The organism is Ruegeria sp. CH2 (assembly GCF_056537065.1).
Map to the genome: position 1 here is coordinate 1 of NZ_JBQFQV010000008.1, position 23,161 is coordinate 23,161.

At 51.1% G+C, this 23,161-nt stretch carries 24 protein-coding genes and 1 tRNA gene; 16 read left to right on the plus strand and 9 right to left on the minus strand.

The genetic code is table 11. The annotated features are described in order from the left end of the window. Positions 1-195: 195 nt before the first annotated feature. Positions 196-606: a hypothetical protein gene (locus ACR0M9_RS12065; RefSeq protein WP_480773701.1), complete on the minus strand. Its 411-nt coding sequence runs from the start codon at positions 604-606 to the stop codon at positions 196-198. Positions 607-777: 171 nt separating this feature from the next. Here ACR0M9_RS12065 and ACR0M9_RS12070 point away from each other — a divergent pair, with 171 nt between their 5' ends. Then, positions 778-1,212, plus strand: a complete 435-nt coding sequence (locus tag ACR0M9_RS12070) for a hypothetical protein (protein WP_480773702.1) — start codon at positions 778-780, stop codon at positions 1,210-1,212. Positions 1,213-1,272: 60 nt separating this feature from the next. On the opposite strand, the gene ACR0M9_RS12075 is transcribed toward ACR0M9_RS12070, so the two are convergent. Then, positions 1,273-1,395: a hypothetical protein gene (locus ACR0M9_RS12075; RefSeq protein ID WP_480773703.1), complete on the minus strand. Its 123-nt coding sequence runs from the start codon at positions 1,393-1,395 to the stop codon at positions 1,273-1,275. Positions 1,396-1,498: 103 nt separating this feature from the next. Here ACR0M9_RS12075 and ACR0M9_RS12080 point away from each other — a divergent pair, with 103 nt between their 5' ends. From ACR0M9_RS12080 to ACR0M9_RS12105, 6 genes are all read left to right on the plus strand, one after another. Next, positions 1,499-1,675 carry a hypothetical protein gene (locus ACR0M9_RS12080; protein WP_480773704.1) on the plus strand — a complete coding sequence of 59 codons (177 nt, stop codon included), beginning with the start codon at positions 1,499-1,501 and terminating at the stop codon, positions 1,673-1,675. An 868-nt stretch (positions 1,676-2,543) separates the two neighbouring features. After that, positions 2,544-3,338, plus strand: coding sequence for a DUF2272 domain-containing protein (locus ACR0M9_RS12085; protein WP_480773705.1), 795 nt, complete (start codon positions 2,544-2,546; stop codon positions 3,336-3,338). A 719-nt stretch (positions 3,339-4,057) separates the two neighbouring features. After that, on the plus strand, positions 4,058-5,161 hold the full coding sequence (locus ACR0M9_RS12090) for a hypothetical protein (protein WP_480773706.1): 1,104 nt from the start codon (positions 4,058-4,060) through the stop codon (positions 5,159-5,161). Between the two features lie 116 nt (positions 5,162-5,277). Next, entirely contained in the window at positions 5,278-6,483 is a 1,206-nt protein-coding gene (locus tag ACR0M9_RS12095; protein ID WP_480773707.1) for a hypothetical protein, read from the plus strand. 1 nt (position 6,484) lies between these two features. Continuing rightward, positions 6,485-7,333, plus strand: coding sequence for a hypothetical protein (locus ACR0M9_RS12100; protein WP_480773708.1), 849 nt, complete (start codon positions 6,485-6,487; stop codon positions 7,331-7,333). A gap of 16 nt (positions 7,334-7,349) precedes the next feature. Next, positions 7,350-8,276, plus strand: coding sequence for a TAXI family TRAP transporter solute-binding subunit (locus ACR0M9_RS12105; RefSeq protein ID WP_480773709.1), 927 nt, complete (start codon positions 7,350-7,352; stop codon positions 8,274-8,276). Here ACR0M9_RS12105 and ACR0M9_RS12110 read toward each other — a convergent pair whose 3' ends face one another. Both ACR0M9_RS12110 and ACR0M9_RS12115 read right to left on the minus strand, forming a co-directional pair. Then, positions 8,277-8,615 (minus strand): hypothetical protein, encoded by a 339-nt coding sequence (locus ACR0M9_RS12110; RefSeq protein WP_480773710.1) that lies wholly within the window; start codon positions 8,613-8,615, stop codon positions 8,277-8,279. A 17-nt stretch (positions 8,616-8,632) separates the two neighbouring features. After that, positions 8,633-9,076 carry a hypothetical protein gene (locus tag ACR0M9_RS12115; protein WP_480773711.1) on the minus strand — a complete coding sequence of 148 codons (444 nt, stop codon included), beginning with the start codon at positions 9,074-9,076 and terminating at the stop codon, positions 8,633-8,635. Positions 9,077-9,471: 395 nt separating this feature from the next. On the opposite strand from ACR0M9_RS12115, the gene ACR0M9_RS12120 reads away from it, so the two are divergent. Then, complete coding sequence (locus ACR0M9_RS12120) at positions 9,472-9,792, plus strand: hypothetical protein (RefSeq protein ID WP_480773712.1); 321 nt, start codon at positions 9,472-9,474, stop codon at positions 9,790-9,792. A gap of 109 nt (positions 9,793-9,901) precedes the next feature. On the opposite strand, the gene ACR0M9_RS12125 is transcribed toward ACR0M9_RS12120, so the two are convergent. Beyond that, positions 9,902-10,201 (minus strand): hypothetical protein, encoded by a 300-nt coding sequence (locus ACR0M9_RS12125; protein WP_480773713.1) that lies wholly within the window; start codon positions 10,199-10,201, stop codon positions 9,902-9,904. A gap of 13 nt (positions 10,202-10,214) precedes the next feature. After that, entirely contained in the window at positions 10,215-10,895 is a 681-nt protein-coding gene (locus tag ACR0M9_RS12130) for an AAA family ATPase (RefSeq protein WP_480773714.1), read from the minus strand. Positions 10,896-11,244: 349 nt separating this feature from the next. Here ACR0M9_RS12130 and ACR0M9_RS12135 point away from each other — a divergent pair, with 349 nt between their 5' ends. After that, complete coding sequence (locus ACR0M9_RS12135; RefSeq protein ID WP_480773715.1) at positions 11,245-14,553, plus strand: hypothetical protein; 3,309 nt, start codon at positions 11,245-11,247, stop codon at positions 14,551-14,553. A gap of 157 nt (positions 14,554-14,710) precedes the next feature. Here the strand turns inward: ACR0M9_RS12135 and ACR0M9_RS12140 are convergent, their stop codons facing one another. Together ACR0M9_RS12140 and ACR0M9_RS12145 are read right to left on the minus strand one after the other, a co-directional pair. Beyond that, entirely contained in the window at positions 14,711-16,249 is a 1,539-nt protein-coding gene (locus ACR0M9_RS12140) for a hypothetical protein (protein WP_480773716.1), read from the minus strand. Positions 16,250-16,288: 39 nt separating this feature from the next. Beyond that, the gene (locus ACR0M9_RS12145) at positions 16,289-16,468 is read right to left on the minus strand and encodes a hypothetical protein (protein WP_480773717.1); all 180 of its coding nucleotides are present in this window, start codon (positions 16,466-16,468) and stop codon (positions 16,289-16,291) included. On the opposite strand from ACR0M9_RS12145, the gene ACR0M9_RS12150 reads away from it, so the two are divergent. Next, positions 16,436-16,508 (plus strand) — tRNA-Leu (locus ACR0M9_RS12150). The genes ACR0M9_RS12145 and ACR0M9_RS12150 overlap by 33 nt on opposite strands. A gap of 57 nt (positions 16,509-16,565) precedes the next feature. Here ACR0M9_RS12150 and ACR0M9_RS12155 read toward each other — a convergent pair. Next, positions 16,566-17,123 carry a ZrgA family zinc uptake protein gene (locus ACR0M9_RS12155; protein WP_480487689.1) on the minus strand — a complete coding sequence of 186 codons (558 nt, stop codon included), beginning with the start codon at positions 17,121-17,123 and terminating at the stop codon, positions 16,566-16,568. A gap of 248 nt (positions 17,124-17,371) precedes the next feature. Here ACR0M9_RS12155 and ACR0M9_RS12160 point away from each other — a divergent pair, with 248 nt between their 5' ends. The 6 genes from ACR0M9_RS12160 to ACR0M9_RS12185 all read left to right on the plus strand — a co-directional run bounded on the left by ACR0M9_RS12160 (position 17,372) and on the right by ACR0M9_RS12185 (position 23,073). After that, positions 17,372-18,643, plus strand: a complete 1,272-nt coding sequence (locus ACR0M9_RS12160; RefSeq protein WP_480773718.1) for an imelysin family protein — start codon at positions 17,372-17,374, stop codon at positions 18,641-18,643. Between the two features lie 93 nt (positions 18,644-18,736). Next, positions 18,737-19,030: a (2Fe-2S)-binding protein gene (locus ACR0M9_RS12165; RefSeq protein WP_480482354.1), complete on the plus strand. Its 294-nt coding sequence runs from the start codon at positions 18,737-18,739 to the stop codon at positions 19,028-19,030. Then, the gene (bfr, locus tag ACR0M9_RS12170; protein WP_267365109.1) at positions 18,978-19,463 is read left to right on the plus strand and encodes a bacterioferritin; all 486 of its coding nucleotides are present in this window, start codon (positions 18,978-18,980) and stop codon (positions 19,461-19,463) included. The genes ACR0M9_RS12165 and bfr overlap by 53 nt, the downstream gene beginning before the upstream one ends. Further along, complete coding sequence (locus ACR0M9_RS12175; RefSeq protein ID WP_480773719.1) at positions 19,423-20,970, plus strand: di-heme oxidoreductase family protein; 1,548 nt, start codon at positions 19,423-19,425, stop codon at positions 20,968-20,970. The genes bfr and ACR0M9_RS12175 overlap by 41 nt, the downstream gene beginning before the upstream one ends. 3 nt (positions 20,971-20,973) lie before the next feature. Beyond that, complete coding sequence (locus ACR0M9_RS12180; RefSeq protein WP_480773720.1) at positions 20,974-21,984, plus strand: imelysin family protein; 1,011 nt, start codon at positions 20,974-20,976, stop codon at positions 21,982-21,984. Between the two features lie 3 nt (positions 21,985-21,987). After that, positions 21,988-23,073, plus strand: a complete 1,086-nt coding sequence (locus ACR0M9_RS12185) for a DUF1513 domain-containing protein (protein WP_480773721.1) — start codon at positions 21,988-21,990, stop codon at positions 23,071-23,073. The last annotated feature ends 88 nt before the right edge of the window (positions 23,074-23,161 follow it).

Consider the following 23,161-nt stretch of genomic DNA (forward strand, 5'->3'; position numbering starts at 1 on the left):
AAATTCGTCCGTCCGTTTCAGTCCCATAGTTCGTCTCCTTTGCTGCAATAAATGCTATCAAAGGAGCGGCAGCAAACCGCGACACGTCCAGGGGGCACCCTCGCAACCAGGACACTCTGTCGTTGTCTTTTTGATCGGAGAGATAGTTCGCTATCTGCCTGGCTCGACCAGCTGGCACCCTTGTCGATTTGAGTATCATTGAGCCCGCTCCAATAGATGAGCGCGGATTTCAGCCAGACTATCGTGTGTTTTCTTCATTAAAATCTTGGTGCTTCTCAACTCCGCTTCGGAGAATTCTTCGCGTGCAGACATTTCTCCGAACCTGCGCACCACCGATCTCAAGTCTGTGCTGATGTCGATTAGGAGCGCCAAAAACTGAACTGCATTCTTCAGCTCAGATTGAACCGGCTTCTTAGATCGCCTTCGCCTGGCGCGCTCAAGAGGCAGATCCGCATTGTAACCAAGTGCTTCAGCGATCAATAGCCGTGCGCAGGATGTTGTCGAAACACCTTGGTTGTCCGCGCGTTCCCTAATTGCGTTGAATAGACCCTGATCGACCCGCAGACCTATCATCTCGGTCTGCTTCCTTATTGCTGTTCTCTTCAATTTGTAAAACTCCTCTGCTCAAATCCGGCTTGCAGCACGACTGGCTAAAACCCGTTGCACAAGAATGTGTCAGGCCGCTTGCAAGGCACAAAGACGGCGCCGGTCTGGCACAAGGCGCTTGTTCTTTGCGAGCAGTCGACAATCTGATTTCCAACACTTAGGAGATTTTGGATGGAAGAAATTGCTCGCGTCACACTGTACAAATCGGTCTTGTTTGGACGACCGGGCGCACCTGTATTTCTTGGCGTTTTGGAGCTTGATGATCAGCATTTGATCACAGTCGCCGACATTGAAATTTTCCCAGGCCGCCAGGCGGAGGTCTTCCTACAATTCCATGCTCATACAGAACAAGGCGCCTGTATCTACAAGGGAAAACTGGAAGTGGTGGAACAGAATGGTTCGGGTGATCCAAACATGGTCGGTGCTGTTAGAATCGCTGAGCGCGACTTCTTGTGTAATCTTTGGGTGTCTGCGGAAAATTTGAAGACGAAGTCTCTGAAGTTGGGTTTTCTAGAAAACGTAAAGCAGGAACAGTCGCCGCGACCGTCTAGTGTAATTCGGAAACGGCTGATCAGACCCAGGTTTTCCGCATCAAGCATCCCATGAACGAGGCCGTATTTGGCCGGTGTATCAGAATGAAATTAAACAAAAAAATCACGACCTCGATCAAGCGTGCGGGATCAGGTGATACATCTCACTGAGTACCAGCGAGACATGAATGATGACTGCTGCAACGTGCAGTTGGTGATAGATTTCCTTTGCAATCTGGATCATGGCGTCTCCAATCATGATTGTGTCTAGTGGGACTTTTGTGCCAAAAATTTACCTTTGTGTCAATAGCGCAATTGACACAAAGCGCATCTATACCCATTTTGAGGGCAAGGAGACTCAAATGACCGACGATGTTGAAAAAGAGAAAAACGTTAGACTGCATATCTATTTGCCTCAGGATGAAATCAATGAGATTGACGATTGGGGGTTCGACCATAAAATTCGTGCGCGAACCAAGGCGATCCGAGAGCTTGTGAAATTGGGGTTGGCCGCATCGGCCGCGAAAATGACCGACTAATTTGATCTGCGGCGCCAAGATGCGATGGTCGCGTTACTAGGTTATCGCCTTTGCAAAAGTGGCCTTAGCTTGACATCTTGCCTAGTGAGGCGAGGCTGAGATTAAATCCAGGTTGCGCTTTTTGAACCACCTTCTGCCCTGTGTTACCCGTTAGAGTCTGCAATCATGCCCCCTAGGAAAACGACAACAAATTGGAGAAAGATGCCTAATTTTTTAGAATCACCGGCCCCGACGCCGGCTTAAATGGAGCGCGCTTTTTGAAAAAACTCAGATTCGAATTGCATTGAAGCCTGGGTTAATTGCTCAAACCGGGGGGGGGTGTGCAGTTTACCTTTCTCAACAGGCTTATCCTGAGGCCTCCAAGACGGAGATACCAAGAGCGGTAAGCCCTGTATGTCCTTGTCAAAAGGTCGCAAGACCCCGGCCCCATGACGAGGTCCGCTACTATCGCAAACACCACAAGATTGAGACAGCTTGTTTCGCCTCAACGATTGCGATGAGTCGCGAAACACTACGACAGGTTTCAAAAACTGTTCCTATACGCCGATACCATTGACGTAATGAAATGTTTAAAAAATGAGCCTTGGTCGGGTTAACTGGACGCATACAAAGCCAGTTCAAACACAATCGATGGTTGGTCGATGGGTCTTTGATCTTCAAGAGATCATGTGGTTCTCCTAGCAAGCCTTTCCGAGACCCACGTGTGCACAGATCACGGGTGCAATGACAGTCAGTTGCTTTGTCACACAATCGACCCTGTTCACTATGGACCGATGTCAGGATTGATCCTACTGCATCTGCGAACCGCGGCTGTTGCTTCAAAAAGGGTTCGATGGCACGCTGAAGTAATACAGATGGAGTTATTACTATGACAGATCTTTATGTTGATGTGGCCGCTTTGAATTTTAGAACTGAGCCTAAGGTTCATCCTGAAACTAAAATTGGCACTGTCTATCTGTGCCAAAAGCTAAAAGACGTCAAAAAAGCAGACGTTGAAGGTTGGGTGTCCTGTAAGGCTGATGTTAATGGTGAAGCGCAGGAGGGATACGTTTCCCTGAAGTATTTACGAGCGCCGCTAACAAAGAATCGCGAACGGTTGATCGCCTCTGTTCACCGTGAATGGATGAGATTTGCACGCGGCACCGGCAAAGAACATCATGATCCCTACTATAAACATGTAGGCGAGATGTGGCAGTCTATTGGTATCAATCTAGACGGTAAAGACCGTGACACCCCTTGGTCGGCGGCAGCTATCTCTTTCATGGTAAAAAATGCTGGCTCAGCCTACGAGAAGTTCAAATTTGCAGCGGCACATTCGAAATTTGTCAATCATGCAATAAACGAACGTTTCGAGGGTAACGACAAGGTTCCGTTCTGGGGGTATCGCCTCGACGAAGTGCAGCCAGAAGTTGGAGACATTATCTGTCGTGATAATCCTGAGTATGCACCCGAAGTCGATTTTGATGTTGCAAAAAATGTTGATAGTTATCGAAGCCACACGGACATAATCATGCAGATCGACTCAGAGAATAATAAGATTATCGCCATAGGCGGCAATGTGAGTCATTCGGTTAGCATCGCCGAATATGATCTAACGCATGGTGACTTCGCTGCCGATACCAAGTACACTTATGCGATACTTAGAAATATTACAGATCAATGAAGGTTTGGCCTCTGATTGCAGTTACGATTGCAGCACTAGGTGCCGTTTCGTACTTTGTCTCTATTAGCTCATCTCCCCACGAATTTGACATCCAAGACGCCTTCGCGAGAAATTTCTGCAAAAGTGATGCCGTTTTGACCATGGATGTAACAACGGTTTTCACACGAGCCAATGGTGACGTAAAAACGGTTCTTCCAAAGCAGAGTCCGGTGTATCTTTGTGATGAACACGACGGATACATTACAATAGTATTCCCACAGAGCGGCTCTCCAGCAGAATGCTCTACTAGAGAGGTGGATATGTGTGCCATTGGGGTTGTACCTACACCTTTTGAAACTATCACCCTCGGATAGCCCATCACACTGGAGAGGTTGCAATCGCAGGAGGATCCTGATCCGAGCTTGATAAAAGGTCAGCGACCATACCGGCTGTCCCAATATGACCTATCCGTATTATTCAAAGACTGGCTTCGTCTTGTGAAACTCTGCAATACCGGCTTTGAACCGCAACCAACCGGCGGTGTTTGACGGCCTAAGGGATTCGCCTTATAATTGCCCTGTTTGATTTATCGTTTATCATCTCGGCACAGAGTTATGCGCTGTAGGCTAAGAATACTACTAACTGTTGGATTTTGCTTTCTGCAATCTGCTCAAGCTATTGCGCAGGTGGAAGGTAGGCTACACTTTGCTTACGAAGACTGCATTCAAGACCCGGAAATAATGCCTCAACCACTGAGGCCCGATGAGGCAAAGCCTCATCTGAAGTATCAAAGAGGTCCGATAGTTGAAGGCTTAGCAAACTATACCAGCTCTGGACACCCGCCGCTAGAGATTGATAGCGATAGAATTAAGTTTAGAATCGCGCGGCCAACTGATAAGTCAAGTTGGGCACTCAGGGTTGAATTCAGCAACACAAAGTACTTCGGGTTGCGAGAAGAAATAGTAGATCGGGAAGATCGAGGTTTCGACGTCTGCATCAAAGAACGAAAAGCTAAGACTATAATAAATCATACTAAAAGTTATAATTTACTCATCGGCGAACCAAGCAGAGCGAAGATTATTGAAGCATTTGAAGTCTTGCTAATACTAATTGCGGATAACCCTAGAGAGGTTTTTTATAGGGATGCTGCAAAGGCCATTGGAATGTACTCCAAGAAATCTGGAGTCGTGCATTCGACCTTCGAACAGATGCTAAATGACCTTAAGCTTTCGGAAGGTATACCTGGGTTGGCCGATCTCCAAACATATACAATACTACGTGATGTGGCATATGCATTGTCCAAGTACGATCAAAGTGCGATCATAGTCGCAGATAAAGACCAATACGACATAACGATAAGCATATACGATAAGATATTTGATTTCGTGAGCGCACGTGTTGATGATGAGTCCTGGCCTAACTTGTTGGATGCCCTTGGTGAAAGGAAGAAAATTACCTGTTCAGAATCCGGCAAGCTAAAGGATTGCGTTGAAAACCTTCGCATCCTGTTTGAAACCAACGGATCGCCAGACCACAGGGATGTGGAAGAATACTTAAAAGTGGCCATTTGGAATTTGAACGAGTTTAGCGGCTTTCATAAAACGGCGACACGAAAAAAGAATGAAGAAATAAGCCCTGTGAAACTGGAAAAACTCCAAGGAAACTCCACAATCAAGCCAGCTTGGGTTGAGTTAATATGTACCGTCGAAAAATATCCTATAATACAGGAATTCGTTGAAGACCTTGATCAAGATCAGGCATTTGCGAAGTTCCTGTATAACGATAGAATCTCGTTTGCAAAACTTATTCGAGGAGAACAGGGATGCACCGAAATAACAGGATAGCGAAAACTTTCTATCTTTTTTTAATAATGGTTGTTGCCTCTGGCACAATATACTCCGGAAAAGCCGTTGCTAGCCCAGGGAAACCACCTTGCCCGCCGACAAAAATATATTGCTAAATGTACGGCATTGCGACTTTTCTACGCCCGTTCTTTGTCGGTCTATTCTTTATTCTTGCTCCTGTGGAAGGTTTAAGTGATTCCACAAGCGATCTTATCGATTTGGAAGCTGAAAGAGAATTTCGTAACCGCTTCTCAAAAGAGCTAAACGCGTATTCAAAAGATTACGTCATGGGCTTGACCGCTTTGAGCGAGGCGCTTCATGCGACGAAGCTCACGCCAGAGATTGTCGCAACGGCATTTAGAAGAAAGGCACACCTGTCATTTTTGAACAGCGAGTATGCACATGCGATTGGATTCGCAACTTCAGCAATCCAAACCAACCCCAACGATGTTTGGTCGCTTTGGGTTCGTTGCTGGTCCTATACAGAACTTGCTCTCTATTCAGCAGCACAAATCGACTGCGAGACTGCGAACAAGCTTGTTGATGACTTTCTTCCAAGTTTAGCTGCCAGATCTTCAGAAGAAGTTGCGTTTTTTGCTGATCTGTTTGAGTCCGTTAAATACTCCTACGCTAATCTACTCAGGCTTCGTGGCCGCCAGAACGCAGCCGTACAACTCCTCCAGAGTGGCTTCGATCACCTGGAAGTAATTGTGGAGAGTGGAGAATACACGTATGAGAAACCCACCTATTATTTTGAACTATTGGCCTTCTTATATTATGAGCTTTTTGAATTCCAGAAGTCTCTAAATATCATTGACACTATCTTGGCTGTAGAACAAAAGTCAGACCCGTCAGCAGAGAATTACCCAAACTTGCCAGAAATTTTTAATCTGCAAGGGATTATGCTTCGCTACTTGAAGGAATATGAGAGAGCTAGTGAGAGCTTTAATGACGCCATTTTGAGGGATGAGGACTTTTTCCCTTCTCACTATCAATTGTGTTCACTACAGATTTACCACCTTGGCATAGAGGATTCACAAATTCCTTGTGAAAAGATGATCGGGATTAGACCGAATGATCCTGGCGCGTTGAGTGCATACGGATATTATCTTTTGACCAATAGGGATTTTGTCGCAGCTCTCGATGTTTTACGCAGGGCCAACCAACTCTCCCCCAACAGCCTTACAACAGGTGCATACCTTGGCATTGCTATTAAACTAGCCGAGGGCGAAGCTGCCTTTCAGAGTTACACAAAAGGCTTCCCAACGGAAAAATTGGAGCAACTACAGTACATTGAACAAGAGCTGAAGGAGAATTGGTAGGATGTCTTATCAGAAAGTCTTGCTCGATGATCGAAACGAACCCACTAGGCTGATCTTTACTAGTGGAGAAGACGGGCCGTCCCTAACCGAGGATCAGTCAAAAATTCTGAATAGAATATATGACGAACAGCAGGCTATCACCAATATATTTAGTGACGAGGCGAAAATTCGGGTGAATCTGTTCAATCGGTTGAAGGAAATTTGTGAGTCATGCTTGATCGGTCGAAAATATGACAGCACGCAAGTGGATAGGGACTTCGATCTTCTCCAAGAAGAAATACTAAAAGAGGGTGCCGTCGTTAGGAGAAAGTATGTCAGTAGTATCGCTGTTGCTGGCTTGATAGTGCTAATCGCTGGTTTTGTATTTTTGGCGGGATATTTTGGCTTTAAAGGGCGCATAGAAGAGATCTCTGACTCTTGGGCGAACACTCTCACACGGCAAGATATTGAGATTGCAATCCGACTCGTTGGAGCACTTGGGTTTTGCTGCGTGGGACTCTTTTTAGGCGTACTACTTGCCACAATTTTTGAATCTCAGACCGAAAACATGAAATCGATTGGAGTTTCTAGACGAAGGAACATATCGTCCACCCAGAAGATTCTGATCATATCTGTAATCATGATTGTTCTTTTGGTTCTGCTGTTTGCTGGTCTAATACAAGTTGGAGTCGGAAATGTATTACTAAATGAGATGGTTGATTTTGAGTCTTTAGAAGACAGTAAACCAGCGGTTGGTTTGATTGCAGGTCTCCTCTGCGGATTTGCCGAGCCTAAAGTGTCTGACTTGATCGCAACTGTTCTCATTCCTAAAAGGCCCGACACGGGCAGTTCGCCAAGAACTGACCCCTAATTGGTGGAGGCTGATTTTGCAGTACTTTCAAATCGTTAAGTTTTCGATAGTGCTATTTGTTGCCGGATACAACGCAATAAGCCCGTCGGACGCCAAGGAGCTCGAACACGAAATTGTTTCGGTAGCGACCGGAGGCGTTGGAGGCATCTACTTTCGTATAGGAAGTGAGATTTGTGAGGCTTTTAATTCAGTTGGTAGATTGCAGGGTATCTGGTGCGAAATTAGGGTCACTGCTGGTTCAAAAGAGAACCTCGACCTCCTAATTGATGGGTCCGTCGACATTGCTGTGTTGCAATCCGACGTCATTATTTCTGCTCCGGAAGCATTCCTTTCAAAGATGGCAGTAATCAGTCCATTGTACAGTGAATCCTTACATGTCATTGCATCAAGGAAGTCCGGAATAAAGGCTATTTCGGACATGTTGGGTAAAAGGATAAATACTGGGCTGCAAGGAAGTGGTTCAAACTCTATAGCCAATAGCATTCTCAGGAAGTGGGATATTTCGAACCAGAATAGTATACTCATTGAGCTGAGCCCCGACGAACAACAACGAGCTATCTGTGACGATGAAATAGATGCAAGTTTCTGGGTTGCAGGCTTTCCAAATTCAATGGCACGGCGAGTAATAGAGGAATGCGGTGCTTACTTACTTAGCGTAGATCTCTCTGACTACGAAGAAATTTCTAGAGATCATCCAGTATTTAAAGAGACTGTCATTCCCCGAGGTACTTATAGTGTGCAAGAAGCAGATGTTAAGTCATTCGGGTTAAGTGCTTATCTAGTCACGAGGCGGGATGCATCCGAAAAACTAGTATCACTCGTCAGCGAAGTTGTTGAGAGTAGCTTTGAGAGAACATTTTCTCAGATCGATGGGTTTAGTACGGCGTTATCTGACAATCAACTCGCTATTGGAATACCGTTGCATTCGTCCATTTCTGATTGATCACAGCCCTATTGCATCAAATGCGGAACTAACCACGAGGCTAAGTAGTCCTGTCCGAAACCGTTCAAGCCTTGCTTGAGTTACGCCGACCGCTTTTAGAGCATGCATTTTGGCCAAATCTTTCTGCCCGCCAACCAAGTACTCGAATTCATCTTTTGTGATGGTTCCTTGAGCCAGCGCATCACCCCAGCGACGAAGAGCCTGTTCACTGTCATTCACAAAAGCTCTTGCGTCCGCCTCCGCTTGCTCTATCGCTTCTTGAACCGTGTTCTTGGCGAGTGTTTTCAAACCTTTTTGGACCGCGTTAACAAACTCATTCCAGTTATCTGACAATGACATTGCTTATCCCTCAGAAATTAATTTTCGCAGACGGAAGCTTCCCGCTTATTGATTTCGACACAAATAATGGCGTCGAATGCATCTCCAACTTGTATGCCGATTTCCTCTCTTAGAAACGGGCTTAGCGTTCCAGAATTGCGCCATCTATTGGCAAATCCCCCCAACAAATTCCCATCAGGATCGCGCAAGATATCCCACTGTTCTGTAACCACATCATTCTTCGGTAGTCCGTTCGCATACTCATACGCGGAATCAACTTCGACCAAGAGCTCCTCTACAGCAGCTTGATGAGTGCTGTATGGCTGTCCGGATTTGGCGATGAGCGCCAAACTTTGCGCCTTCAGTGTCGTCGCGTTCTCATAGGCCTTTTCAGTGAATGGGCTGATGATCGGTTCGCATGCCGCCAGAACAACAACTAGAGAGAAAAGTGCGACAAGTTTTCTAAAAAGAATGACTGGCATGAAAATTCCTTTAAACTTTTCTATAGATTAGCACAGTCTTTGTTACGCTCAAAACTCTATTGCCACCTCTTCTGCGTTATCTGTCTGGATCGGATCCGCAGCTGGTCACACTGATGCAAAACCCTCGGCTAATACTGTTTTCTTTCGATCATTCGAGAGAGTGTTCGGTTTGCCTGTACAGTTTCAAACGGCTTCGTACACGGGCTTCCCCCTCGGTTATGCCGGTACCGGGATTGGTTGCGGCGGGTTGAGATATGCGTGATCGGTCGTATGGTCGTCGAGCGTTAAATACGGTCTCGTGTTGTAGAGAACCCGGTACCGGCTCGCGCGTTCACGTGCTGCTGAGACGCCGTCATAGGCGAACGGGTAGACTTTTCTTACTTGATCATCCGCCAGTGTCGCTCGATAAAGACTTTGCCCCGCCCAGCACACACGCCATTCATGCTGATATTGTGGTCATTCCGGGCCGGATCAGTAGCTCCCATGAAACCGAACCGCTCTTCGAGATTGTCGAGTTTGCAGCTGGCATTCCTGTATCAGCTCTACCAGTGCTTATTACGGTCAAAAATCCAGATGATGGTAGAGTGCAACGTGTCATCGCTGAGGCCGCGCGTCTTGCACCGGACCTGCACTCAACTGGGAACGAACTGAGAAACGTTAATCTGCATCAACAAGCTCCGGCAAAACGAAAACCCCACTTAAACAGAGTTCGCTAGTCTTTAAAGTGCTTAATTCAACTGCCTACGTTTCCTTTTGCGATCAGGTCATCATTGATGTAGATGCGCAGCCCAAGGCAAGCCAACGCTTACCTTGGAATACAAGCTATTAGAGTTCAAATTCTTTCCCGTGTTTTTCCAGAAATGCAATCAGGGAAAGTTCGAGAGCCCGGACAACAGACTGTTCATTGCCCTCGCGAATGCCGTCCCACACAGCATATAGTTCTGGGTTAACGTTCGCTGTGAATGTTTTTGTCCGCGCGGCGGCGCGCCGTTTACTTGGGCTAAGTTCGCTTGCCGACAACGAGTTTCGAGCATGACGCTCTGTCCTTGGAAACAGCATGTCGCCTTCGGCTCTTTCTTCGACATCTCCAATACCGGCGGCTTGAGTTGGATTTTGTGTTTTCATTGGATCTGTCCTTTCACGCTGCTTGCAATTCTGCCGTTAGGATTTCCGAAATTTCCCGCGCCAGGGCCGAGACATTGGCTCTTGCCGAATGAGGGGATGAACCTTGGAACTCTTTGGGCAACTCCAAATAATCGCCTCCCAGACTAACCATGGCTTTGAAAATTGGGCGATCCGGCAGTTGAGTCCGCATTAATGGAGCGTTGGCCTGGTTCAGGATAGATTTGATTTCACCAGTAATGCGGTACTGAACAGCACCTGGCTCGGTCTGCGTCATCAAAACTCGACCTGGAATGTTCCTCCGCGAAACCAAGCTTTTCTGGCGTACTTGTTTCAGAACTTGCACTGCTGCTAAAGCATCCAATCGGGAAGCCTTGGTCGGAACGACAACCAAATCACTGACCAGAACGGCATCAATGAGAGAAGCATCATCCGAACCTTCTACATCGATCAGAACGTAGTCCGCTTGCTCAGCCGCGCTGAAGGCTTCATCGGTCAGATCCTTTTGTGAGACCTGCCGGACCCGAATGCCTTCAGGAAGCGGCTTCAGGCCTGACCAGCTTGAGAGCCAGAGCTTGGGGTCCGTGTCCAATATCATGACGGAGAGCCCGGATCGAGCGATCTCAAGAGCCATCAGAATGCATGTCGTGCTTTTTCCGCTGCCACCTTTTGGTGAGCAAAATGAAAGAGTTGGCAATGTAATTCTCCTTTTTTAACTCTGGAGACAGTTTGCCAAAGTGAGGTTTCGGAAAAATTTAAATTAATTGCCTTTTCTTTGAGCGACTTGAGTTCCCAAGCTTTGCCAATGCTAACCAAGTCCTTGCTTGCCTTGCTAAGCAAGAACGCAAGCTTTCGATAGCAAACTGCATAGTCTCTTAAATCCCACCGTAACCCAGCCCTCCTACCTTGTACTCGCTGGCAATTCCGCCAGCCAAAAATTGAGAGCCGAAGAGGCCGGGTTTGCTTCGAATGAGTTTGAGAAAGATTATTTCAACACAATACAAGTCTGAACGCTTCCCAGCCAACGGGCCCCAGGAGCAGTTCAGATGGCGAAGAAAGCCATAGAAACATTTGATGAAGAGTATTCAACCGAAGACATCAAGGTCACTATTTTAGAAGCATTGGGGAACAAGAGGCTGACCAAGCGTTTTCACCCCGGCGGGTGTGAACAATTTAGCCTAGCCAAGTATTTCTCTCACAAAGAGGCTACGATCTCAGACTTTGATGCGCTTGTCGGCTTGTTGCGCGATCTTGAAGCCGATCCAACCAAAATGATTGTTGTGGGCTCGGTCAAAGCGGAATTCACTAACGATCAGAGGATTGTTCGACGTTTAAACTCAACTAAAGAAGAGCCCGCAACGCTCGAAGACTCGGGATCCTACCTGCTTCATTTTGATGTGGATGACGTATCAAACCCTGACCACATTGGATGGAACGACCCAGAGGCTCTGGCGAAGTGGACTTGGGATCAGATTTGCAACCGGTTACCTGCTATGCAGAAAGTATCGGTCTTTTGGCAGGCGTCTGCCAGTGCAGCGACCGAAGGAAAAGAGCATCTCGCGAAATTCCACTTCTGGATTTTGGCAGACCGGCCTCTGCGTGCTTATGAACGCAAACACTTGTTCAAGACCGTGGGAAGTGATCAGCGGCTCGCTTCACCGGCGCAGCCAAACTATGTCGCCCGCCCCATTTTCGACGGCATCACAGATCCGCTGGAAGATTTGCCCCGGTCTGGGGTGTTCGAGAAAGCCAAGGCTTGCCTTGTTACTACAAGTATTAACTTCCCAAGCCCAGCTAAGCCAAAGACTGAATTGGCAGGGGAAAACCGACCAAGACAAGGCAAAGCAAGTAATCCCAGCGCAGTTCGCGATAATCAGAGAACATCCAAGGCTGGCCAAACAGTTCTCCTTGCGTCTTGCCAGAGAATTGAGAGCTCGAATACCGGCAACACAAAAATCTACAACGAAGCCCAATTGATTGGCGGATATGTGGCCGGGGGCGAAATAGGTTATGAGTTTGCTCTTGGTGCCTTGTTGTACTCCGCCGCCAAATCGGGTCACGCGCGCTTTAGTGAAGCCGTCAAAAACGGTATTGAGGCTGGGTTGAAGCGTCCGCTGCGAGCAGATGGAGGTCTAGAAGGACTCGAACCTTTTTTCAAAGCCCCAACGATTGAACGCCAGGCAGCAATCGCTTTGCATTCGAAGACCATCCAATCCTGGGTAAGGAAAGCTAAGGAGTTCAACTCCAAGGCCAGCAAAGGTTTGGAAAGCCAAGGTGTTCCTCCACGCTACCTGCTATCAGGGGCAATGGGTGTGGGTAAAACCTCAACTCTGGTGGGAAGGAGGGGTATGTCCGGCGCACTGCACCAGACGCAAGGTCTCGTAACTTTGATGCTCTTGCCTGATCATGACAAGGTCTCGGAAGCGCTCGAAGACTATTGCAAAAACGCGCTGGAGAATTCTCCGCCCGCAATTGGTCTCCTCGGCCGCAATCGGCCTGACCCGGTCTCCACAGATCAAAGTAAGAAAATGTGTCAGGTGCACGAAAATGCCGCGGTACTCTCCCAGGCTGGCCTGAGCATCCGCAGTACTATTTGCCCTCGCTGCCCGCTCAAAGACAACTGTGGTTACATGCGGCAGGAGCGGGCAATTGAAGAGTACCTGAAGGCGGCGAAAGGCCTCGTAATCTTTGCCGCTCATGAGTACGCGTACCTGCCACTACCGGCTGAAGCAGTGCCTCAATTAGTCATCTTCGACGAAAGGCCCAGGGACTTTGCAGTGGAAACGACGGAGGTCAGCTATTCCGAGTTGATAGAAAAGATACTCCCCGCCCGCCAGTCCATATATGTCTCCGATGAAGCGCGAAATATTCAGGTTTGTGAGGCGTTTTTCGAGCAAGAACGCGCCATCAACCCCCTAAAAAATGCTTTGTTGAAGACAGCGGGCACAAGCGCAGAAGTCTCGCTTGCGGCTCTTCGAAACGAGGGGGTGACGAAAAACCTTCTGGAGACTGCCATTGAAGATTTGGAACGATTTGCCAAATCCAGCCTGTATTCCCAAGTTGCCTATTCTATGGATTCCGCGCAGGGCCGTAATGCGACGTCATGGTCAGCGTCCATTAAGCGCAACTTGGCCAACCACCCAGCGCTCCTAGCACGTCGGATGCAAATGTTATTTCGTGGCCTGGCATCCGAAATTGAAAGCGAAAACGAGAATTGTGCATCGGTGTTCAAAATTAGCACCGGCGCGGGGTACTCAAAAACTGAACCCGGATTTGCTGTTTCTGCGGTCAAGGAACTTAAACACGGTCTTGCCCAGCCTTTCTTGCACTTGGATGGCACTGCCGATCCAGATCTTTGCAGGATCGCCTTCGGACAGGATCTCGCGCACCACTACTACCCAGTCGAAAGAAACGCTCACATTACACAGGTTCTGGGCTGCAATTTCGCCAAGCGGCGATTGTGCAATCAGCAATTTAGGAAGCAGGCGCTGACGAACAAACAGATCAACGAGAACAACGCGCTGCGCGACCACGTCAACCAAGTCATAGCAAGGCGTCCAAATGCAGCTGTCTTTGCTTCAAAGGCAATTGTGGAAAGCTTGGAAATCGACGATCCGACCCGCTTTGGGCACTTTGGTAAGCTGCGTGGTCAAAACCGCTGGGAGAACCGAGAAGAAGTTGTTGTTGTCGGTCGCGAACAACCACCTCTGGCCGGTGTTGAGGAGAAAGCACGAGCTTATGCATCAGCCGCAGGAAGCACATTCGCCAGCAGTGACTTTGTGCAAATCCCAAGGGCAATTCGCACAACAGGGGATCCAACTGTGTTGAAAGTCTCAGCCCATGTTGATCCTTGGGGAGACCGCATTTTGCGGCAGATACGCGAAGCTGAAGTCGAACAGGCTATTGACCGGATCAGGTTGACATACAACGAGGAGCCAAAGCAGGTGTTCCTCCTTAGCCCCGTTGTCATCAACGCCACCGTAGAGAAGGTCGTAGAGTGGCGGGAATTCAAAAAAGGCGGCAGCCGGATCGAACGGGCAATCGAGACTTACGGCCTTCTGTTCTTGTCGCCTAGGGACTGTGCCAGATACATGTCAGATATCTGGACCAATCCCCAGACTGCCAGCGCCGACCTCCACCGCGCGAAGCTAATGTCAGATTCGCCATGTAGATTTTATCTACATGGGAAGTTTGACGATAAGAGCCCGCGAATTATCGAATTTTGGCCGAGTGTCTCCAAAAATCAGAGATCCAGAAAAAAGAAAGCCCTGTACTATGGCTCGCGAAAGGACATTTCGGCCAGCTTAAATGACCTTGTCGGCGAAGTTCAGCGAATATCAGTAGCGGGCAAGTAGGCTGCCAACACGTGCAAGGTACGACCGAAGGTTCGGTCGTATCCATTCTCATGAACACTCACTGACGGCTTCAGAAGTTCACAAACGGCAAGATCGGTAACGGGGTGATCAAGAGGCTGAGGCATACCGCACGTGCCCACTTCTTTGCTTCTACACGTTATGCACTGATTTTTTGTCGTTCATATTCGTCCAGCACCTCATCCACCCATAGCTGCATCGCCTCTCGCTTTAGCTTCATATACGGTGAATGAGCATGATATGAATTAGACGTAATCTTCGCTGGACTTTGCTTAAGGCGGTCGTAGAGATCTTGATCTCGCAAATTGAACCCAGCGATAATTCCATCGTTGAGAACGTGCGACAGAACGGCTGACGACCCGCCGGGGCAGCCAACGCAACTCAAGAAATCTGAAAGAGTTCGTCGAACATCGTGCAATGACCACCAGGGGATTCCAGCCTCGGCCAGCAAATCTGGCTTCCCTTCGCAGTGGTCGTTTTTTGTTGTTTTTCTAGATGTCATACGAAGTTTGCGAACATTGTCCGCATCTCTCCCAGACAATCGGTAGAGTACTCTGTATGCACCAGATCCAGTCACACTTTTCTCAATGTCATGGGCGGAGGGGAGGAGCAGGTCTGCATTTTCATACTGAGCACTCAGCGACAAATACTTATGCACATGCGTCCAAGCTCTGTTCGGAACCGGTAGAACAAAACGCTTTTTGCCCTTGACCTGGTCGTCATCCCAAGATGCAAGTAACCAGTGGCGCCCCCACTCATCCGGTTCAGGTTCCTTTAGTAAATCATCTTTTAGCAAAGACAGTGCTGCGCCAGATCTTTGGCAAGTCAAAACCACCCACCAGAGACCGCCTAGCGTGAGCGAGTCGACACCATTGGCCCTAATTTTCCGACCAGGAAGGGGTTTGCCCAAATACTCCTCCGCCAATACCAGGGTTCTCACAATATCTGTGATTTGCGGGCTTCTCACTTTTGGCTTTACAATTGCTGGCGTCGACAGCATGCGCCACCAAGGAGTTTGCCCTGAGAGACCACTGGCCCCTGAATGATGTTTGGCGCACCAATTCAGCACTGATCTTGTATACGCAATAACCTTGTTAGACGTAGAAAGGCCATTGGCTTTTCTCACGGCATCACGAACGGATTCGACATCACCTTGCGCCAGTTCTGTTACCGGCATCCGGGTAAGCTTGCCCCAGGCATCCAACGAAAAGACGTACTCCATGTCTTTCCTGGTCGCCTCAGCAATAGGTCGTTTGGCGTGCGACGAGCTTTTTTCGTCAATGGCGACTTCATAGCATTCAGCCAAAGTCCAGCTTTTCTTAGGTTCGACTAAGCGCCCAAGGGCTTCCGAATGACCACAGTTCTGGTGCCTCAACTTTACGTATTTGTCGACATGCTCCGGCTGCGCTTTCATCACAGATCGAACATCCGCAGCCAGTTGCCTTGCGTCCCGAGTGCTTCTCAAAGACATATCCGAAGGATCTGGATAAAGCTGCCCGATTGTCTTTGTTTTTTGTCGGAACTTTACCAACCAGACAGCGCGCTTCCCTCGAACGCGCAGGTGTAATCCACGTCCACCATAGTCTTTGAACGTATGAAGTTGGGTGATGCCCTCCTCAGCCATACGCACGGCCTTCGCCACAATTCTTCTGTCAATTTCGCATGCTTCTGTCGGCATGTTGTTCGCCTCAAATTTTGTACCATTTCTGTACCATCCTCAAAAATGTTGACGCGGTCCCAGAAGGTCGTTGGTTTCTGCGGCGAACATCACAGAAAAGCGGAGCTCTGTTGTTAAAAACTCTTTAAAGAGCAGTGCGATAGCGGTTTGGGCGCCATATATCCAAGCGCCCAACAGGTTTCCCTGAAAGAAGTAGAGGAAAGCATGAAGCGGAATCATAATCCGCGTGTCGGGGGTTCAAGTCCCTCCTCCGCTACCAATTCCCCAGAGCATCAAACCGAAACACCACTTGTGGTTTTTCTTTTGATTTCAGCGCTCATCGATCCGGCTGAAGATCGAGATATGGTGCCGCGCGTGTGATTTCGACAGCGTCCTGTACCCCGTTCGTATTCAAGTGGATGTTCAGCTGGCCAGTCCCACTGAACCGCGCGAAATAGGCGAACTCGATCATGTTCAGCGCATTCATATCCTGACACTGAATGACATAGTCCGCCTGAAACTCCGAGTGACTCTCCGCCGTTGTGGAGCCTGAAACTGCGTTCGCCTCGCCACTCTGCCGTGTGATACCATATGTCAGAACCACATGGGCGGTCACCGTAGAGCACCCAGCTTCCGGCGGGGTTACGAACAGGTCCAGCGGGTCGGAAAGCTCTGACATTGCTATGGCCACACGCGTGCGGCTGTCATCGTTTTCAACCGGGGTTTCAAACCCGACGATGTCCATGCTTGGCACCCTCAGCGCCAAGGCGAACCCGGTGTCAGAAAACACGATGTCGATCTGGGCCGAACCATGGTGATGAGGCGTGGAAACCTGCGTTGCTTGCGCCGCAAGTGCCGCAGGAAACAGGAACAAGGCCAGAACCACGCGCTTCATGAACAACAAACCACCTACAAAGAATCACTTGGCTGATTTTAGCCCGAAACATGTATCGCACAATGTGATCCGCCGGACCGAACCCCCGCCAGATATGGGGATAGTGGCAACTGAGTCAGCGGTTTCATTATCCGACAAAAAAACTCAGATTGACAATGTTGACTTTTTAACTCAGTTATTTCAATGAAAGCCGCCGCGGGAACAAACCCGCCTGATCTGACAGTTCTGAAAAGAGAGTATCGACCTCCATGACCAAGTTGTTTGCAACAGCCAGCGCTTTGACATTTGCGACAGCCACTTTTGCTTTTGCCGGTGATGTGCCGACAAAAGCGGATATTCTGGAAACCTATGCCGATATTGCCGAAGCCAAGTATGACGACAGCCTGACTGCGGCAAAGGTTTTGCGGGACGCAGTCGGTGCGCTGATTGCCGAACCCTCGGACGCGACCCTGACTGCGGCACGGGCAGCATGGGTTGCAGCGCGTGTGCCTTATCAACAGACCGAAGTTTATCGTTTTGGCAACGCAATCGTTGATGACTGGGAAGGCAAAGTAAACGGTTGGCCACTGGATGAAGGTCTGATTGATTATGTCGACGCGGCCTATGGTGGCTCGACGGATGAGAACGAATTTGCGGTTCTGAATGTCATCGCCAACCCCAGCTTCGAACTGTCGGGCGAAACCATTGACGCCAGCGAGATTACTCCGGAACTACTGAGCGAATCCCTGCACGAAGCTGATGGTATCGAAGCCAATGTCGCGACCGGCTACCACGCTATCGAGTTCCTGCTGTGGGGTCAGGACATGAACGGCCACGGGGCCGGTGCAGGCAACCGTCCAGCCACTGATTATGCGAACGGCGATACCTGCACTGGTGGCAATTGCGACCGTCGTGCCCAGTATCTGAGCGCCGCAACCGACCTGCTGGTCAGCGATCTGACCTGGATGGCCGATCAGTGGAAACAAGGCGGCGCGGCGCGCACGGCGCTGATGGAAAATGAAACCGCGGGTGTCAGTGCGATCCTGACCGGTATGGGTTCACTGTCTTACGGTGAACAAGCGGGTGAGCGGATGCGTCTGGGCCTGATGCTGAACGACCCGGAAGAAGAACATGATTGCTTTTCGGACAACACCCACAACAGCCATTACTACGATGGACTGGGCGTTCTGAACGTCTATCTGGGCAGCTATACCCGCATCGATGGCACACCTGTATCAGGCGCATCGCTGGCCGATCTGGTAATCGCAACTGATCCGGCACTGGACGCCGAGATGAAGGCGAAACTGGCCGTCACGATGCAAGCCCTTGGCAGGATCAAATCGACCGCGGAAGCAGGGTTTGCCTATGACCAAATGCTGGAACGCGGCAACGAAGGCGGTGAAACCCTAATCATGGCCGGCGTCAACGGCCTGATCGACCAGACCAAAACAATCGAGCGCATCGTGACCACACTGGAACTGGACCAGATTGAATTTGAAGGATCAGACAGTCTGGATAACCCCGACGCGGTATTCCACTAAACAAGAACGCGTGCCGGGGGCTTGCCTGCCCCCGGTACACTCAGCACGCTGACCCGCCAGCCCTTTGAACCACACAAACCCAAGCCAACATTCATGATTGTCTGCCACTGCACCAACATCTCGGACCACGACATCCGCGCCGCCATCGACTGGATGCGGACAGCCGACCCCCAAACCATCATCACCCCCGGCAAGGTTTACCGTGCTCTTGGAAAATCGGCGGATTGCGGCGGATGCATGCCTCTGTTTCTGGACACGATGCGGTCAAGCGATAATCTCGAAGTACCCATGCAACTCCGCGCCCTGCGCGCGGCAGTATCACAGGAGAGTGCAGATGAAGGGCGATCCAAAAGTCATCGAATATCTCAACAAATCTCTGCGGCATGAACTGACTGCAGTCAGCCAATACTGGCTGCACTACCGGTTGCAGGAAGACTGGGGGCTTGGCCACATGGCCAAGAAAAGCCGCGAGGAAAGCATCGAAGAGATGGGCCACGCGGACAAGCTGATCGAACGGATCATCTTTCTGGAAGGCCACCCCAACCTTCAGAAGCTGGACCCGCTTCGGATCGGTCAAACACCAAAGGAAACGCTGGAATGTGACCTTGCGGCCGAGATCGATGCACGGGCCTTGTACAAGGAAGCGCGCGAATATTGTCGGGATGCCGGCGACTATGTCTCGATGTCGCTGTTCGAGCAGTTGATGTCCGATGAAGAGGGCCATATCGACTTTCTCGAAACGCAGCTCGACCTCTATGAAAGGATCGGCGAAGCCAATTATGCGCAACTCAACGCATCGAAAATGGACGAAGGCGAATAGCCTTGTCGCCCTGTCGGTGGTCGCCTTTGCGGCCACCCCTTCCCTGTCAGCCGAGCTACAGGACCTGCATCTGAACTTCACCCCCCGCACTGACGATGAACGCGCCCGAATTGCCGTTGTCACAGCACCGCCCCAGGATTTCAGCGCACCGCAGCAGTTTGAAGAACTGCCCGCCGGGGCTGCGACTGTTCGGGTCCGTACTGACGCGGATGCGTTCTCGCAACCGTCAGACAACCTGAGCTTTGAACAGGAGCTGAACTTCAAAGTCGGAAACGGGCTGTTCAAGAAGGTCTGGGTTTCGTCGCCCTCATCGACGCTCGCCTCTGACGGGTTGGGGCCGCTCTATAACGCGCGGTCGTGCCAGCGCTGCCACATCAAGGATGGGCGCGGACACACGCCAAACGGGCCCGATGACAACGCGGTTTCGATGTTTCTGCGGGTCTCGATCCCCGGCACGTCGGAAGATGGCTATGCAGCGATAGAAGATTACATCGCCACTCTGCCCGAGCCTACCTATGGTGGGCAGATGCAGGATTTCGCACTGGCAGGTCATCCAGCGGAATACCGGCTGGACATCTCGTACGAAGAAATCCCGGTAGAGCTTTCTGACGGTGAAACCGCCTCATTACGCCGCCCGACTTATCAGGCAGCCGATCTGGATTATGGCCCGCTGCACCCCGACGCGATGCTAAGCCCCCGGGTCGCGCCGCAGATGATCGGGCTTGGCCTGTTGGAAGCGATCCCGGTCGAAGACCTGCTTGCCAAGGCCGACCCTAACGATTTGGATGGGGACGGCATATCAGGTCGCCCGAATATCGTCTGGTCGGTCGAGTTTGACACGCCGATGATGGGCCGGTTCGGTCACAAGGCGGGGACGCCGTCAGTTATGGAACAATCGGCAGCTGCTTTTGCCGGGGATATCGGCATTTCGAACCCACTCTACCCTGCTCCGCACGGGGATTGCACCAATGTGCAGGTGAACTGCATCAAAGCCCCGCACGGCGACAATGATGAGCGCGGCTTTGAGATCGATCATCAGGGTATGGACCTGGTCGCATTCTACAGCCGCAATCTGGGCGTGCCGGGTCGCCGCGACATGGACAACCCCAGGGTCCTTCGCGGGAAAGAGGTGTTCCATGCAACCGGCTGCGCGTCATGCCACACACCGTCACATGTCACTCATCGGATGGAAGACCGGCCCGAGCACAGTTTTCAGCTGATATGGCCCTACACCGACCTGTTGCTTCATGACTTGGGCGAAGGTCTGGCCGACAATCGCCCCGAGGCCCGCGCAACGGGCCGGGAATGGCGCACGCCGCCTTTGTGGGGCGTTGGCCTGACGGAACGCGTCTCGGGCCACACAGAGTTTCTGCATGACGGGCGGGCGCGCACCTTGCTTGAAGCAATCCTGTGGCATGGCGGTGAAGCGCAGGCTGCCCGCGACACCGTTGTCTCGATGCCCAAGGCAGACCGTGACGCCCTGATCCGATTTCTGGAGAGCCTCTGACCCATGCGAGTTTTTACCCTTGTTGCAGCGTTGATCATGCCACTTGCCGCGCAGGCACAGGATCGCGCGCCGATCCTGATGGATGTAACAGAAACCCATATCCTGCCCCGGTTCGACACGCTCCCGGAAACGACAGGCGCGCTAGTCAGCGCATCACTGGTTGAGTGCGATCCGACCTCACCGGAGCTGCGCGCGGCCTACGATGCGGCTTTCGATAGCTGGATATCCGCCAGCCACCTGCGGTTTGGTCCGACCGAGGTCGATGACCGCGCTTTCGCCATGGCGTTCTGGCCGGACACGAAAGGGTTCACCACCAAAGCCCTGTCCCAGCATATCGCAACCGAGGATGACGCCGTGCAAAGCCCGGAGACCTATGCCGAAACGTCCATAGCAGGGCGCGGGTTCTTCGCGCTCGAACGGATGTTGTTCGATCCCAATTACGCGGAACAGGGTAGTGCCGAATATCGCTGCGCGCTGATCAGGGCGATCACGGCGGATATCGATGCCAATGCCCGGGCGATGGCGCAGGACTGGCACAGCTATGCCCCTAGCCTTACCCAACCCCAAGAGAACAGGCGCTACCGGACGCAGGACGAAGCAATGCAGGAGCTGTTCAAGGCCTTGGCTACCGGTCTTGAGTTCACGGCTGACACTCGGCTGGGTCGCCCCATGGGGACATTTGACCGCCCCCGTCCGAACCGGGCCGAAGCGTGGCGGTCCGGGCGGTCTTTACGCCATGTAGAACTGTCGCTGATATCCTTGCGAGATTTAGCTGCACGGCTGTCTTTTGATCACCCCGAAATCGCGTCGGAACTGGACGCTGCGTTTGCACGTGCCATCCAGAACGCTCAATCCATTGACGATCCCTCGCTGGCCGGGGTTTCAGATCCCCAGGCCCGGTTCCGGATTGAGGCGCTTCAACAGTCGATCCACGATATCCGCAGCATCGCCGTGACCGAGCTGGGTCCGACATTGGGGATCAGCGCAGGATTCAACTCGCTGGACGGAGACTAACCCGTGACGTCACGCCGCCATTTTCTTGCCGGTCTTGCCGCAGCCACGATTTCCCCAGTCCGCGGGTGGGCCTCGGCCGGTTCGCCTGGTTTTCTGGCCGCAGGGCTGTTTCCCGACGGGTCCTTTCGACTTGCCGGGTTGAGCACATTGGGGAAAATCGTGTTCTCCGTGCCTCTACCCGAACGCGGACATGCGGCCGCTGCCCATCCACACAAGGCCTTGGCGGTCGCGTTTGCCAGACGTCCGGGAACCTTTGCCATCGTCATCGATTGCGCAACCGGCGCGCAGATTGCGCAGCTAAATGCCCCTGAAAGCCGACACTTCTACGGCCACGGCACATTCTCGGCGGATGGCGCGTATTTTTATGCCACCGAGAACGACTACGAAGCCGGGACAGGTATCGTCAGTGTCTGGGACGCTAAAAGCTTTTCGCGTCTGGGTGAGTTTTCATCTGGTGGAATAGGCCCGCATGACATGCGCCTGATGCCCGACGGGGAAACGCTGGTGATTGCCAATGGCGGGATCGAAACCCACCCCGAAACCGGGCGCACAAAGCTGAACCTGCCGACGATGGCACCCAACCTGAGCTATCTCACCCAGTCGGGTAGGATCCAAGAACAGGTGTCGTTACCTGACGAGCTTCACAAGAACTCGATCCGCCATCTGGTGGTGCGGAGCGACGGTCTGGTTGGCTTTGCCATGCAATGGCAGGGCAGCAAGTCCGAACACCCGCCCCTGTTGGGCTTGCATTGTCAGGGTGAAGCCCCACGCCTGCTGGCGGCACCGGATCACGAACAAAGCATGTTGCAGGGATACGCTGGCAGCGTCGCGTTTTCAGCCGACGCCGATATGATCGCAATAACCTGTCCGCGCGGCAATGCGCTGCACCAGTTCGACATAACCAGCGGCACACTCACCGGCGCCTTCGCGCTTGAGGATGTCTGCGGGCTTGGGGCCGGGGCGGGCGGGTTGGTCTTTACCACGGGAACAGGCGCTTTCGGGACATTGATGGGCGCGCGCCCAGCTGTTCGAACCCGCGCCGAATGCCAATGGGACAATCATCTGATCCCGATCCACCCGTCCGCGTAAAATTCGGAATCCCCAATCAGATAGTTTACACTTGGAAGAATCAAACTGCTGCCGTATTGGCGGGCGCGAAACTGGCACCCTACGTTAA

Excerpts from the sequence above, each read along its gene's own strand:
- ACR0M9_RS12070 (WP_480773702.1), top strand. The coding sequence starts at position 778 with ATGGAAGAAATTGCTCGCGTCACACTGTACAAATCGGTCTTGTTTGGA.
- ACR0M9_RS12075 (WP_480773703.1), bottom strand. The coding sequence starts at position 1,395 with ATGATTGGAGACGCCATGATCCAGATTGCAAAGGAAATCTATCACCAA.
- ACR0M9_RS12080 (WP_480773704.1), top strand. The coding sequence starts at position 1,499 with ATGACCGACGATGTTGAAAAAGAGAAAAACGTTAGACTGCATATCTAT.
- ACR0M9_RS12085 (WP_480773705.1), top strand. The coding sequence starts at position 2,544 with ATGACAGATCTTTATGTTGATGTGGCCGCTTTGAATTTTAGAACTGAG.
- ACR0M9_RS12090 (WP_480773706.1), top strand. The coding sequence starts at position 4,058 with ATGCCTCAACCACTGAGGCCCGATGAGGCAAAGCCTCATCTGAAGTAT.
- ACR0M9_RS12095 (WP_480773707.1), top strand. The coding sequence starts at position 5,278 with ATGTACGGCATTGCGACTTTTCTACGCCCGTTCTTTGTCGGTCTATTC.
- ACR0M9_RS12100 (WP_480773708.1), top strand. The coding sequence starts at position 6,485 with ATGTCTTATCAGAAAGTCTTGCTCGATGATCGAAACGAACCCACTAGG.
- ACR0M9_RS12110 (WP_480773710.1), bottom strand. The coding sequence starts at position 8,615 with ATGTCATTGTCAGATAACTGGAATGAGTTTGTTAACGCGGTCCAAAAA.
- ACR0M9_RS12115 (WP_480773711.1), bottom strand. The coding sequence starts at position 9,076 with ATGCCAGTCATTCTTTTTAGAAAACTTGTCGCACTTTTCTCTCTAGTT.
- ACR0M9_RS12125 (WP_480773713.1), bottom strand. The coding sequence starts at position 10,201 with ATGAAAACACAAAATCCAACTCAAGCCGCCGGTATTGGAGATGTCGAA.
- ACR0M9_RS12135 (WP_480773715.1), top strand. The coding sequence starts at position 11,245 with ATGGCGAAGAAAGCCATAGAAACATTTGATGAAGAGTATTCAACCGAA.
- ACR0M9_RS12140 (WP_480773716.1), bottom strand. The coding sequence starts at position 16,249 with ATGCCGACAGAAGCATGCGAAATTGACAGAAGAATTGTGGCGAAGGCC.
- ACR0M9_RS12145 (WP_480773717.1), bottom strand. The coding sequence starts at position 16,468 with ATGATTCCGCTTCATGCTTTCCTCTACTTCTTTCAGGGAAACCTGTTG.
- ACR0M9_RS12155 (WP_480487689.1), bottom strand. The coding sequence starts at position 17,123 with ATGAAGCGCGTGGTTCTGGCCTTGTTCCTGTTTCCTGCGGCACTTGCG.
- ACR0M9_RS12160 (WP_480773718.1), top strand. The coding sequence starts at position 17,372 with ATGACCAAGTTGTTTGCAACAGCCAGCGCTTTGACATTTGCGACAGCC.
- ACR0M9_RS12165 (WP_480482354.1), top strand. The coding sequence starts at position 18,737 with ATGATTGTCTGCCACTGCACCAACATCTCGGACCACGACATCCGCGCC.
- bfr (WP_267365109.1), top strand. The coding sequence starts at position 18,978 with ATGAAGGGCGATCCAAAAGTCATCGAATATCTCAACAAATCTCTGCGG.
- ACR0M9_RS12175 (WP_480773719.1), top strand. The coding sequence starts at position 19,423 with ATGCGCAACTCAACGCATCGAAAATGGACGAAGGCGAATAGCCTTGTC.
- ACR0M9_RS12180 (WP_480773720.1), top strand. The coding sequence starts at position 20,974 with ATGCGAGTTTTTACCCTTGTTGCAGCGTTGATCATGCCACTTGCCGCG.